The sequence below is a fragment of the Pseudomonas sp. genome (genome assembly GCF_030147005.1).
In the GTDB taxonomy this organism is placed as follows: Bacteria; Pseudomonadota; Gammaproteobacteria; order Pseudomonadales; family Pseudomonadaceae; genus Aquipseudomonas.
Genome location: NZ_JASLAW010000224.1, coordinates 18,886 through 31,191 on the forward strand (window position 1 = coordinate 18,886; position 12,306 = coordinate 31,191).

10 protein-coding genes, 1 other RNA gene and 1 pseudogene are annotated in these 12,306 nt (G+C 61.6%); 11 read left to right on the forward strand and 1 reads right to left on the reverse strand.

Going from position 1 to position 12,306, the window contains the following annotated elements; translation table 11 throughout:
• The first annotated feature begins 21 nt into the window (after positions 1-21).
• From Q1V60_RS21270 to Q1V60_RS21295, 6 genes and pseudogenes are all read left to right on the forward strand, one after another.
• Positions 22-1,162, forward strand: a pseudogene (locus tag Q1V60_RS21270) (putative zinc-binding metallopeptidase).
• 61 nt (positions 1,163-1,223) lie between these two features.
• Positions 1,224-1,320, forward strand: an RNA gene (gene ffs / locus Q1V60_RS21275) — signal recognition particle sRNA small type.
• Positions 1,321-1,456: 136 nt separating this feature from the next.
• Complete coding sequence (locus Q1V60_RS21280; RefSeq protein ID WP_300634384.1) at positions 1,457-1,882, forward strand: hypothetical protein; 426 nt, start codon at positions 1,457-1,459, stop codon at positions 1,880-1,882.
• Between the two features lie 38 nt (positions 1,883-1,920).
• The gene (locus Q1V60_RS21285) at positions 1,921-3,882 is read left to right on the forward strand and encodes an AAA family ATPase (protein ID WP_300634386.1); all 1,962 of its coding nucleotides are present in this window, start codon (positions 1,921-1,923) and stop codon (positions 3,880-3,882) included.
• A gap of 218 nt (positions 3,883-4,100) precedes the next feature.
• Complete coding sequence (locus Q1V60_RS21290) at positions 4,101-5,147, forward strand: N-acetylmuramidase family protein (protein WP_300634388.1); 1,047 nt, start codon at positions 4,101-4,103, stop codon at positions 5,145-5,147.
• 1 nt (position 5,148) lies between these two features.
• Positions 5,149-5,739 carry a hypothetical protein gene (locus tag Q1V60_RS21295; RefSeq protein ID WP_300634390.1) on the forward strand — a complete coding sequence of 197 codons (591 nt, stop codon included), beginning with the start codon at positions 5,149-5,151 and terminating at the stop codon, positions 5,737-5,739.
• A 38-nt stretch (positions 5,740-5,777) separates the two neighbouring features.
• Here the strand turns inward: Q1V60_RS21295 and Q1V60_RS21300 are convergent, their stop codons facing one another.
• A complete protein-coding gene (locus tag Q1V60_RS21300; RefSeq protein WP_300634392.1) occupies positions 5,778-6,641 on the reverse strand; it encodes a LysR substrate-binding domain-containing protein in 864 nt (287 codons plus the stop codon).
• 102 nt (positions 6,642-6,743) lie between these two features.
• On the opposite strand from Q1V60_RS21300, the gene Q1V60_RS21305 reads away from it, so the two are divergent.
• The 5 genes from Q1V60_RS21305 to recR all read left to right on the forward strand — a co-directional run bounded on the left by Q1V60_RS21305 (position 6,744) and on the right by recR (position 12,034).
• Positions 6,744-7,622, forward strand: coding sequence for a DMT family transporter (locus tag Q1V60_RS21305; RefSeq protein WP_300634393.1), 879 nt, complete (start codon positions 6,744-6,746; stop codon positions 7,620-7,622).
• Between the two features lie 135 nt (positions 7,623-7,757).
• Positions 7,758-9,815 carry a DNA polymerase III subunit gamma/tau gene (gene dnaX, locus Q1V60_RS21310; RefSeq protein WP_300634395.1) on the forward strand — a complete coding sequence of 686 codons (2,058 nt, stop codon included), beginning with the start codon at positions 7,758-7,760 and terminating at the stop codon, positions 9,813-9,815.
• A 43-nt stretch (positions 9,816-9,858) separates the two neighbouring features.
• A complete protein-coding gene (locus tag Q1V60_RS21315) occupies positions 9,859-10,197 on the forward strand; it encodes a YbaB/EbfC family nucleoid-associated protein (protein ID WP_300634397.1) in 339 nt (112 codons plus the stop codon).
• Positions 10,198-10,331: 134 nt separating this feature from the next.
• Entirely contained in the window at positions 10,332-11,366 is a 1,035-nt protein-coding gene (locus Q1V60_RS21320) for an NADP-dependent oxidoreductase (protein WP_300634400.1), read from the forward strand.
• 65 nt (positions 11,367-11,431) lie between these two features.
• A complete protein-coding gene (gene recR / locus Q1V60_RS21325; RefSeq protein WP_300634403.1) occupies positions 11,432-12,034 on the forward strand; it encodes a recombination mediator RecR in 603 nt (200 codons plus the stop codon).
• The last annotated feature ends 272 nt before the right edge of the window (positions 12,035-12,306 follow it).

The window sequence follows — 12,306 nt, forward strand, 5'->3', positions numbered from 1 at the left end:
ACGCGTATCGCTGCACCGTTCATGGCCGGATCTTCGCGTAACAGCAAGGTATGGCGATGCCGCTGCGGCCAGTCCTTGTTCTTTCGCAACAGCCAATGCCTGGCCTGCTCGGCGCTGCTGGGCTACCACTCCCGGCAAAGCCGCTTGTCCTCACTGCAACCAGGCCCTGCAGTCGACTTGGCTGATGGACGACAACCTCGACGCGGGCGCCTTTCGCCGCTTCGCCAACCTCCAGACCCCGGCCGCCTGTAACTGGCTGATCCCGGCTCACAGCACCTCGGCCCTGTGCGTGGCCTGCAGCCTGAACCGCACCATCCCCGACTTGTCCCTTCCGGAAAATCCCGAGTGCTGGCGCAAGGTGGAGACGCCAAGCGTCGACTGATGGCACAACTGATCAGCCTGGGTGCCTAAAAGCGTCAACGAAGACATCGGCCTAGCGTTCGACTTCGTCGGCGTTGACCTGCAAGGCAATGCGCCCATGACCGGCCATGCAAACGGCCTGATCACCCTCGACATCAAGGAAGCCGACGACGCCCATCGTGAAACGGTGCGCGTACAGATGCGCGAACCCTACCGCACGTTGTTCGGTTACTTTCACCATGAAGTCGGCCACTATTACTGGGATCGCCTGATCGCCAACAGCCACTGGCTTGAGCCGTTTCGCAACCTGTTCGGCGACGAACGCGCCAGTTACGCCGACACGCTTGACCAGCACTACCGGAACGGCGCGCGCCCGGACTGGCAGCACACCTGCGTCAGCGCTTACGCCACCATGCACCCTTGGGAAGGTTGGGCTGAAACCTGGGCGCATTACCTGCATATGATGGACGCGGTCGACACCGCCTTGGGTTTGGGCATGAGCGCCCGAGAAATGGAGCTGGATTACCAGCCGTTTCCCCCGACCACGCTGTACGACCCCGAACACCCTGGCGGCGCGGCATTCCTGTTCTTCGTCAACACCTGAATCGAACTGGCCGGTACGCTCAACGAATTGTCGCGCAGCATGGGCCAGCCGGATTTTTACCCCTTCGTGTTGCCGTCGGCGGTGATTGCCAAGTTGCACTTTATTCACCTGGTCATTCAGGAAGAGGGCGGCAAAGCGGATGGGTTATGGCAAGTGCTTGAGCCTTCTCATTTTTTAATCCGGAACCAACGGTTGTAACTTCCGATGAGATGGGTACAATGGCGCGGCTTGCCGAGAGGCAGCGTCGTTATGGTGACCCCATCGGTCCCCCCGCAACGATTACCCGTGAACCTGGTCAGAGCCGGAAGGCAGCAGCCACAGCGGGAACATTGTGTGCCGGGGTGTGGCTGGTGGGGTTGCCTCCATAACGCTCTTCTTGCAGCACCTCTTCAGACTCAACTCCCATTCAATTCAAAAATCGCATTTACGCTATCTGCCATCGGGCGGTCCATGGCGGCATACTCCAGTGCCCGGCATTCGGAGACAGTACCCGTGGAAAAAGTGGACGACCTCACCCGCGAAAAACTGCGCGAGTGGCAAATGCGGCGCCTGGCGATCAAAGACCGTATTCAATCGCACCCTGAACAGACCCTGGAGTTGTCGAGGGTGCTGGACCTCATGGACGACGAGCACGCCGAGATCCTCAGCCAGGCCGAGATGATCCGCGCTGCTGACGTGAGCGATGAGCCCGCGCCGAGCGCCGAACCGGTGCCGCCACCTCTTACGGGCGCCTGCACGCTGCAATTGAATGTGGCTGCGCACAATGCCGAAGACTTGCGCAGGCTGCTCGACATGGCTGTCTTCGAACTCCAGCAACAGATCAATGCGCTGACGCCTGGGGCTCAAGCGGGTCGCGGGGGTATGTCGGGTTCGCTGGGCGACTATCGATTCGAACTGAACAGCCACGACAATGCCTGACTCCCGCGACGTACGTCGGCCCCTGGCTGCGAGGAACTATGCAACCGGAACATTTTGATTTAGCCAGCCCTGTATTCCTGCCCGTCACGGACGAAACCTGCACGGCCTTGCTCGGAGCGGACGGCGCCAAGGCCCTTGTCGGCCTGACAGACCCGGAGCTGGCCGCGGTACTGGTCATTCAGAACCTGGCCCAGGCCGCGGAAAAAGACCTGACCTGCGCGGGTGCCGAGCGCGTGCTGGCCAAGCTGATCGGGTGGGCGGTGGACACCGCGCCGTCAGGTGGCGCGACGTTGCTGTCCGAAGCCCAGCGGCTGTTTGATCCGCGCAAGTTGTACTTCGGTTTTAATGCGCTCAAGAATGTGAACCTGCGCCTGCTGTCGGCTGAAGAAGTCGCGGCGCGGGACTACCTGCTGCCCACGGGCAAATGGGATATCTGCTACAAGGTCCGCCATCTGCGCAGCAATGATCCGTTCAGTCAGCAGATGATCACGCCCCGGCACCGCGAACGCTGGCTCAGCCCGGCCCAGGACAAGTTGGTGCGCACCTTTCGCGCCAACCTCAACGAAGACCTGCATGTCCAGGGCTATGCCGGCATCGGCAAGAGCCACCTGCTCGGCGCCTTGATGGAGTGTTTGCGGCCCGCTCAGACCCTGGTGCTGGCGCGTACGGGAGCCAAGCTGGCGACGCTGCGCGAACGCATGGGGTTGGCGCAAGACAGCAACGCCGGCTCAACCTTCGCCGCATTCGCCAGAGCGCTGTTGCAAGGGCCGCGACCACCCGCGCAGCACGCGCCGGCCCGAACGCCCGGCAAGGATGATGTGGCGCAGAGCCTGGATATCCATGGCTGGCGAGCCCACGATGGCCCGGCGACGCTGGCTATCTGCCTGAAGGTGCTTGAGCGTTATTGCCACTCCAGCCATCACAGCTTGTCGGCCAGGCATTTGCCGCATTTCAAGCAGCCGCTGTCGAACGTAGATGCCCAAGTGCTGTTGGAGTATTCCAGCCGCTTGTGGACTTACCTGGAAGCCAACCCGCAATGGGCCGGCCAGACGGACTTCGCGGCGCTGTTGCTGATCAAGCGCGCAAGCGTCGAAGGCTGCGTGGTGCCGCCCCGGTACACCCATGTATTGATCGACGAAAGCCAGGACATCCCGCCATCGTTACTGCAGATCATCGAGCGCGGTCGTCAGGTGCTGATCACCCTCGGCGATGAGTACCAGTTGGCCAGTGGGGTGATGGTCAGGAGAAAGCGCGAAGTCCGGCATGCGGACATCAATTATTCCGTGCGCTCGGGACGCAACGTCGAGCGCCTGGTCAACCCACTGATCAGCGTGCACTCGCAAAAGTGCAAGACCCCGTTCGAAGGCGCCCGGGATGCCGACGTCGGCATCGAACATTACCCTCAGGGCTTTGTGCCGCCGGAAGGCTGCGTGGTATTGACCGCGTCCCACTGGGACACCATGAAGTGGGCCATCCAGCTGCAGCAGGCCAACTGCCCGTTCGGTTTCCCCGACACCACGGCGCAGCAGGATCTGCAACGCTTCATGACCAGCGTCATTGCCTTGTTCAAGCCGCAGTTCTACAGCAACGAGCACAACGAAAACGGCCCGCATCCGTATTTCAGCGACATGGACGACTGGCAACAGGTTCGCGATGCCAGCCAGTTCGACGAGTCGTTCCTATGGGTTGAAAGTGAGCTGGAGAAAGGCTTCAACGTGGCGGATATCACACGCTTGAACCGGCTGAGCGGTGTGCCTGGCAAGCGCTGCCTGCTGATGCAGGCGCAAGAGGCGGGCGGCATGGAATTCGACCGGGTCCTGCTGACGCCTGAGCTGCTGACCAACGTGAAGTTCAAGGATGCCTACGCGTTCGACCAGAGGATTTGCGCCGTATACATCGCAATCTCCCGCGCAAAGCAACAGCTTTACGTTCCTTACGATGTGGTCGAATGGCTCGGCTATCACACCTATCAGGGGTTTCGCGAGACGCACGGCTACTGATGGCGGCCCGACGGGATTGGAGCCGATACATGGGGAATGCCTCACCAGCGGCGTGTCCGTCCTTGCGCATTGAGGGCTTCCTCACAGCTTTTGGAACGCCCGCTGGACAACCCAAATCCACCTTGGTAGTTTCCGCCAGCCGCTTGTTTCAGAGTATGACAAGAGGTCGGTTTGATATCGAAGTGTTATCACTCTATTAGCCAACAAGGATGTCTGTGATGAAAAGCCTGCAAGGGTTGCCCCGTCTTATCAGTGCTTCGGTCGGCGCTCCAGGTAAAGCCCGCAATTTGCCCGCTGATGTGCAGTGCATCCAGTATCTGTTCAATCTGATCATTCCCAAGCTGGGTTTTCCGCTGGCCGAAAACGGTAAATGCGACGGCCAGTTGGTGCAGTGCATCAGCCAGTACCAGTTCCGTCATCTCAAATATGCTCACCCCGACGGGGTAATTGACCCCACGGGCCGCACGTTCAACAGCCTGATCGAAGAAGCGGTGAAAGTGCCGGTGAAGGCTTTCCCGAGCGTGCGCATCCCGACCTTTCTGAATACGTTCGGCAACAACTCGGGGGATGCGGTGCAGGCCACGGTCAATGTGTACCTGGAACGCATGCGTGCGATGATCGAGGCCGAGCGACGCAACCGTCAATTGATGCTCCAGGCCACGTGCGACGGGGGCATGACCCTCAGCGAGACAGACTTCCAACACGCGGCCACTCAGTTGGGTGGCGGCATTACGGTGAATATCATCAAAGCGTTTGCCACTGTGGAATCCGGTGGGCGTTCGGGCTTCGGGCCGGCCAAGTTGCCGGTGATTGCCTTTGAAGGGCATCTGTTTCGCAAATACACCAAGAACATTTACGACCAGGCGCACCCGCTGCTGTCTTACCCCTACAAGGTAAAGGCCGGACCGCAGTGGCAGATCAATAACAAGGACCAGATCAAGGCTTGGGAAACCATGGCCACTGCCTTTGCGCTGGACCAGGAAGCCGCGCTGATGTCGGCCTCCTGGGGCATGTTTCAAGTCATGGGGTTCAACTACGGTTCATGCGGTTACAAGACGGTGTTTGAGTTCGTTGCGGCATTGAAGGTGAATGCCGGCAATCAGCTCAAGGCGTTCCTCGGCTTTTGCAGCAAGAGTCCAGCGTTGATGACGGCCATGAAAGCCAAGGACTTCACTTCCATGGCCCGCAATTACAACGGCAAGGACTACGGCAACTATGACGTCCTTATGCAAAAAGCCTACGAGAAACTTGAAGGGAAAAAATAAGATGATCCGTTTTCTAGCGATGGGTGTGTTGTCGTTGTGCGCCGCAGCGCCTGCCTTTGCCGGTTCGACCGCGCTGCATTCAGGCCGCTACGAAGGGTTGATGCTGGCGGTGACCCCTGGGCACCAGGTTGAAGGCTATTACGCCGAAGAGATGGGCGAGGGTGTGACGCGCGGTTGCTCGTTCTACCTGCAGGGCGAGCCCGCCGCGTTGACCACCTGGCAAGACGAAGCCTACCCCGGCAGCGTGGCACCCTCCTCGGACGGCGTGACCCTGACGGTGGAGCAGGGCCGCCAGCATCCTGGTTGCCTCAACGTATTGATGCCGGAGATCGCCACCGGCCTGAACCTGACTCAGACGGCCAGCAAGAAGTGGATCGGCCTGGTGAAGGTGTCCGCCGACAAGGCCTACCTGCTGAAGAACCCTAGCGCCAAGGCCGCCAAGCGTCCTTATATCGTCAAGAATGACGTCGTCGGCGTGCTGGCCTTCAAGGACGGCTGGGCCCAGGTCGAGTTCATCAATGCCGAGGATCGTTCCTTTACCGGCTGGATAAGCCAGGATCAGTACAGCCGTTTGTCGGCCCCTAAAAGCTGATTTCACCAGCAACGCGAGCCCATATTTTTTGATGGCGGTCAGCCAAAGGTCTCACGCAACAATCCGGCAAACGCATCCCGCGCCAGGTGCCGTTGGGTGTCTTTATGCCAGAACAGCAGGTTGTCCACCGCCTGCAGCTCGTCGAACCGGTACGACGCCAACTGATCGGCCTGTTCATAGCGGGCCAGGATGCCTTCCGGCGCCAGCGCCACGCCAATCCCCGCGCTGACGCAACCGATGATCGTGCCCCAGCTGGCATAGCTGGCAACGGCCGGCTGGAATGCATGCGGCTTGAGCCAGTTCTCCAGCGCCGCACGGTAAGGGCAGCCGGGTGGCCAGACCAGCAGCGTGCGGCCGGCGAGGTCGGCGGCGCTGCGGATCGGTTCGCTGCTGGCGCTGGCGATCAGCACAAGGCGCTCGCTGTAGACCACACTGTGTTCGAGCTTGGCGCGGGCGTTGCCGGCAGCCACCAGTGCCACATCCAGGCGGTGGTGTTGCAGGTCATCGAGCAATTCGCTCCAGGCACCGGTCACCAGTTCCAGGCTGACCTCCGGGTAGCGCCGATGATATTCCGCCAGCAGTGGCGGCAGGCGCCCGCTGGCGCTGGACTCCACCGCACCGATGCGCAAAGTCCCCCGAGGCCTGGCATTGGCGGCGACGGCACGTTTGGACTCGTCCACCAGGGCCAGGATGCGTTCGCAATAATCCAGGAAAATCTCGCCCGCGGCACTGATCGCCAGTCCACGCCCGGCGCGGATAAACAGCGGCGTGCCCAACTCGGCTTCCAGCTGCTTGATCCGCGTTGTGATGTTGGACGGTACACAGTGCAACCGCAGGGCGGCCTGGGCCACGCTGCCGGTTTGCGCCACGGCTCGCACCATGTTCAGTTGGGCCAGTTCCATTGCTCAGTTCCAATGATTTCAGAAGTCAGAAACGGTTAATTGTCCTACGCCTTGGGCGGGCCAAGACTGATGGCATTCCTTCCCAGTTTCCGGATGCCTTCGATGAACAATCCGTCACCCCTGAAGCTTACGCTAGTCATCGCCAGCGTCATCCTCTGTTGGGCCTATTCGCCGATTGGCGTGCACATGGGGCTGCGCAGCTACAGCCCTGGCCAACTCGCGCTGCTGCGGTTCCTGATTGCATCGGTGTTCATGGCCGGTGTGGCGTTGATGATGGGCATCGGCCGGCCGCGCCTTGGGGATGTGCCGTGGTTGCTGGTGTTGAGTTTTTTCGGGGTGTTCCTGCACCACACCAGCCTCAACTACGGGCAGCAATTCGTGACGGCGGCGGCATCCAGCGTGCTGGCGCAATCGGCGCCCTTGTTCAGCGTGTTGATCGCGTTTTTCTGCCTGAAGGAGCGGGTCAGCTTGTGGCGCTGGAGCTGTGTGCTGCTCGGTTTGCTTGGCGTGATTGTAGTGATATGGGGCGACCAGGGCGTGGGCGATATCGACCCCCGCGGCTTGCTGATCCTAGTGGCGGCGGTGTCGTGGAGCCTGTATTTCGCCATTCAGAAGCACTATGCCCATCGTTATAGCCCGCTGACGATGGCCTGCTACATGGTGTGGGCGGGCACCTTGATGCTCTGCGTGAATCTGCCAGGCTTGCCCGCCGCCGTGGCGCAGGCATCGTCGGCGGACAACCTGGCGATGCTGGTGCTGGGCATTTTTCCGAGTGCCTTGGCCTACCTGGCCTGGGGCTATGTGTTGAAACATGTCGAGGTCAGCCGTGCGTCGGTGGCGATGTACCTGATCCCGCCGGTGGCCATGGCCCTGGCGGCGATGCTGCTGCGTGAGCACATCGCCCTGCAAGTGGTGCTGGGCGGTGTGATTGTACTGGCCAGCGTGGCCGCGATCAGCCTGGAGGGGCGTTATACCGCCTGATGATCGGGGCGATCCGCCCGTCTGTTCAGGGCAGATCACAAGCGCTTGATCAGATTAGACGAGCGTGCCGGATGCAATTTCCCCCTTGCTCCGCTAGCATTACCGGCTTCCGCTTCCCAGTTGCGACGGTTTTCGATGAGTTATCAGGTTCTTGCACGTAAATGGCGCCCGCGCTCGTTCCGCGAAATGGTCGGCCAGACCCATGTGCTCAAGGCTCTGATCAATGCCTTGGACAGCCAACGGCTGCACCACGCCTACCTGTTCACCGGTACCCGTGGGGTGGGCAAGACCACGATTGCGCGCATCATCGCCAAATGCCTGAATTGCGAAACCGGTATCACATCGACACCTTGCGGCACCTGTTCGGTATGCCGCGAGATCGACGAAGGGCGTTTTGTCGACCTGATCGAGATCGACGCCGCGAGCCGCACCAAGGTCGAAGATACCCGCGAACTGCTGGACAACGTGCAGTACGCACCGAGCCGTGGCCGCTTCAAGGTCTACCTGATCGACGAAGTGCACATGCTGTCCAGCCATTCCTTCAACGCGTTGTTGAAAACCCTGGAAGAGCCGCCGCCCTACGTCAAATTCATCCTGGCGACCACCGACCCGCAGAAACTTCCCGCGACGATTTTGTCGCGGTGCCTGCAATTTTCCCTGAAGAACATGACCCCCGAGCGGGTGGTCGAGCATCTGACTCACGTGCTGGGCGTCGAGAACGTACCGTTCGAAGACGACGCGCTGTGGCTGCTCGGCCGCGCCGCCGATGGTTCGATGCGCGACGCCATGAGCCTCACCGACCAGGCCATCGCCTTTGGTGAAGGCAAGGTTATGGCCGCCGATGTGCGCGCCATGCTCGGCACCCTGGACCACGGCCAGGTGTTCGACGTGCTGCATGCGTTGATCGAGGGCGATGCCAAGGCGTTGCTCGAAGCCGTGCGCCATTTGTCGGAGCAAGGTCCGGACTGGAACGGCGTGCTCTCCGAAATCCTCAATGTGCTGCACCGCGTAGCCATCGCTCAGGCGCTGCCTGAGGGTGTCGACAACGGCCATGGCGACCGCGACCGCGTGTTGGCGCTGGCCCAGGCGCTGCCGGCTGAAGATGTGCAGTTTTATTACCAGATGGGCCTGATTGGCCGCCGCGACCTGCCCCTGGCGCCGGACCCGCGCGGTGGCTTCGAGATGGTTCTGCTGCGGATGCTGGCCTTCCGGCCTGCCGACTCGGCGGATGCGCCGAGACAGCCGCTAAAGCCCGTGGGGATCAGCCAGGCCACAGCTGATTCCGCCAAACCAGTGGCTGGCGCGGCGGTGGTTGCGCCAGTGGTGGTTGCGCCGGCAGCGGCTCCTGAGCCTGTTGTTGCCGCCCCGGCGGTCGAGCCCGAACCGGTTATCGAGCCGCAGCCTGAGCCGCTCGTCGCCCCGGTGGTCGACCTGCCCTGGAATGACCCGGTTGAAGCGCCCGTCGAGCCCGAGCAACAGCCCGCCGTGGAGCCGGTGCTGGACACTGCCGGCGAGCAGCCCGAACTGACGCCAATGCCCGCGCCGACACCGGACAGCGTGGTGCCGGATGCTCCGGAGTGGGTATCTGCGCCCGTGCCGGAGCCGACCGTCGCCCAGGTTGAGGCCGCCACCCCCGGCATCGACCTCGACGACGAACCGCCGTTGGACGAAGACTACATTGAGCCGGACATGGATTCGGCCTACAGCTACTTGGACGAACTGGCCAGCGAACACACCGCCGAGCCGGAGCCCGAGCCTGAGGTGGAACCCGCCGCCGCCCCGGCCACCGGCCTGGCCCTGCAATGGCTGGAATTGTTTCCGAAATTGCCGATATCCGGCATGACCGCCAGTATCGCCGCCAACTGCACGTTGATAGCCATCGACGGCGACCACTGGCTGTTGCACCTGGACCCGGCCCACAGCGCCTTGTTCAATGCCACCCAGCAGCGCCGGCTCAACGATGCGCTCAACCAGTTCCATGGGCGCACGCTGACCATCGCCATCGAGTTGATCAAGCCCGAGCAGGAAACCCCGGCCCAGGCCGCGACGCGTCGACGCCTGAACCGCCAGCGCGACGCCGAGGCGTCGATCCAGGCTGATCCGCTTATCCAACAAATGATGCAACAGTTCGGTGCGGTCGTCCGTCACGATACTATTGAACCTGTCGAAGCCCCGACGCCCCAGGCGTCATAAACCGGGCGACTATTTTGATCCACGTACTTTTGAGGTGATTCCCATGATGAAAGGTGGCATGGCCGGCCTGATGAAGCAGGCGCAGCAGATGCAGGAAAAGATGGCCAAGATGCAGGAAGAACTGGCCAGCGCCGAAGTCACCGGTAAAGCCGGCGGCGATATGGTCAGCGTGGTGATGACCGGTCGTCACGACATCAAGCGCGTGAGCATCGACCCAAGCCTGCTCGAGGGCGTCAGCGATGACGACCGTGAAGTGCTGGAAGACTTGTTCGCCGCTGCCGTCAACGACGCGGTGCGCAAGATCGAAGCCAACAGCCAGGAAAAAATGGGCGGCGTGACCGCCGGCATGCAACTGCCGCCGGGTATGAAGCTGCCGTTCTGATCGGCAGGCTTTAGCTGCACTCCAATGCCAGGCCTCGTGCCTGGCATTTTTGTTTGTGCCCATCGCAACTGAACCCTGGGGCCGCAAGCAGGGTCTGCACCCTATACGCATGCATTCGCTTAAAGGAGCCCCTGATGCCTCAAGAACCGACGCTGAACCAACGCATCGTCCTGGTCTCGCGCCCTCAAGGCGCGCCGACCCCGGAAAATTTCCGCCTCGAACGCGTAAACCTGCCAGAGCTGGCGGACGGCCAGGTGCTGCTCAAGACGCTCTACCTGTCGCTGGACCCCTACATGCGCGGACGCATGAGCGACGCGCCGTCGTACGCGGCGCCAGTGGAAATCGACGACGTGATGACCGGTGGCGCTGTCAGCCGTGTCGAGCAATCACGCAATCCGAAATTCGAAGTGGGCGACCTGGTGGTGGGTTCCACCGGCTGGCAAAGCCACAGCATTTCCGATGGCCGCAACCTGATGCCGGTGCCCAACGGCCTGGCCAGCCCGTCGATGGCCCTGGGTGTGCTGGGCATGCCCGGCATGACCGCCTACATGGGCCTGATGGACATCGGCCAGCCCAAGGCCGGTGAAACTCTGGTCGTGGCGGCGGCCTCCGGTGCGGTGGGCTCGGTGGTGGGCCAGGTCGCCAAGCTCAAGGGCTTGCGCGTGGTGGGGATTGCTGGCGGTGCGGACAAGTGCCGCTACGTGGTGGATGAGTTGGGCTTCGATGCCTGTATCGACCACAAGGGTGCAGATTTCGCCAACGAACTGGCGCAGGCCTGTTCCGATGGCGTGGACATTTATTATGAAAACGTCGGTGGCAAGGTGTTCGATGCCGTGATGCCGCTGCTCAACCCCAAGGCGCGGGTTCCCCTGTGCGGGCTGATTGCCGGGTATAACGCCCATGAAGCGCCAAGTGGCCCGGATCGTCTGCCGGCGCTGCAACGCACCTTGCTGACCAAGCGTGTGCGGATCCAGGGCTTTATCGTGTTTGACGACTACGGTGATCGCCAGCCGGAATTCCTGAGCGCTATGGCGCCATGGGTTCGCGAGGGCAAGATCAAGTTTCGCGAAGACGTGGTCGACGGCCTGGAACAGGCGCCTGAAGCGTTTATCGGTTTGCTCGAGGGACGCAACTTCGGCAAGTTGGTAGTGCGCGTCGCACAGGATTGAGCATTTGACGCTAATCCGAGGCGCGGGTATAAACCGCGTCTCGTTGTTTTGTCGGACCCTTCGCCATGAGCTTCAGCCCCCTGATTCGTCACCTGATCGACGCCCTGCGTACCCTGCCGGGTGTCGGCCAGAAAACCGCCCAGCGCATGGCGCTGCAACTGCTGGAGCGTGATCGCAGCGGCGGCACCCGCTTGGCCCAGGCCCTGAGCCAGGCCATGGAAGGCGTGGGTCACTGTCGCCAATGCCGCACCCTGACCGAAGAAGAGCTCTGCCCGCAATGCGCCGACCCACGCCGCGACGACACACTGCTGTGTGTGGTGGAAGGGCCGATGGATGTGTATGCGGTGGAGCAAACCGGTTACCGCGGGCGGTATTTCGTGCTCAAAGGTCATTTGTCGCCGTTGGACGGCCTGGGGCCGGAAGCTATCGGCATTCCGCAACTGGTGGCGCGGATTGAACAGCAGGGCACCTTCAGTGAAGTGATCCTGGCGACCAACCCTACGGTGGAGGGTGAAGCAACCGCGCATTACATCGCCCAGTTGCTGATCAACAAAGGCTTGATTACCTCGCGTATCGCCCACGGTGTGCCGCTGGGTGGCGAGCTTGAATTAGTGGATGGCGGTACCCTGGCGCACTCGTTTGCCGGTCGCAAGCCGATCGCCCTCTAAAAAACACTGCACTACCTGATGTGAGAGCGAGCTTGCTCGCGAATGCGATTTGCCAGTTACACAGGTATTGACTGACACCCCGCCTTCGCGAGTAAGCCCGCTCCTGCATTGAAACGCATCCCACTGTGGGAAGCGGGCTTGCCCTAATGCCAGTCAGTTAAGACAGAACCGGTCCCTGTGGCGAGGGAGCTTGCTCCCGCTGGACTGCGTAGCAGTCCCATTTTTGGGGCCGCTTCGCGCCCCAACGGGAGCAAGCTCCCTCGCCACAGGTC

Excerpts from the sequence above, each read along its gene's own strand:
- Q1V60_RS21285 (WP_300634386.1), top strand. The coding sequence starts at position 1,921 with ATGCAACCGGAACATTTTGATTTAGCCAGCCCTGTATTCCTGCCCGTC.
- Q1V60_RS21290 (WP_300634388.1), top strand. The coding sequence starts at position 4,101 with ATGAAAAGCCTGCAAGGGTTGCCCCGTCTTATCAGTGCTTCGGTCGGC.
- Q1V60_RS21295 (WP_300634390.1), top strand. The coding sequence starts at position 5,149 with ATGATCCGTTTTCTAGCGATGGGTGTGTTGTCGTTGTGCGCCGCAGCG.
- Q1V60_RS21300 (WP_300634392.1), bottom strand. The coding sequence starts at position 6,641 with ATGGAACTGGCCCAACTGAACATGGTGCGAGCCGTGGCGCAAACCGGC.
- Q1V60_RS21305 (WP_300634393.1), top strand. The coding sequence starts at position 6,744 with ATGAACAATCCGTCACCCCTGAAGCTTACGCTAGTCATCGCCAGCGTC.
- dnaX (WP_300634395.1), top strand. The coding sequence starts at position 7,758 with ATGAGTTATCAGGTTCTTGCACGTAAATGGCGCCCGCGCTCGTTCCGC.
- Q1V60_RS21315 (WP_300634397.1), top strand. The coding sequence starts at position 9,859 with ATGATGAAAGGTGGCATGGCCGGCCTGATGAAGCAGGCGCAGCAGATG.
- Q1V60_RS21320 (WP_300634400.1), top strand. The coding sequence starts at position 10,332 with ATGCCTCAAGAACCGACGCTGAACCAACGCATCGTCCTGGTCTCGCGC.
- recR (WP_300634403.1), top strand. The coding sequence starts at position 11,432 with ATGAGCTTCAGCCCCCTGATTCGTCACCTGATCGACGCCCTGCGTACC.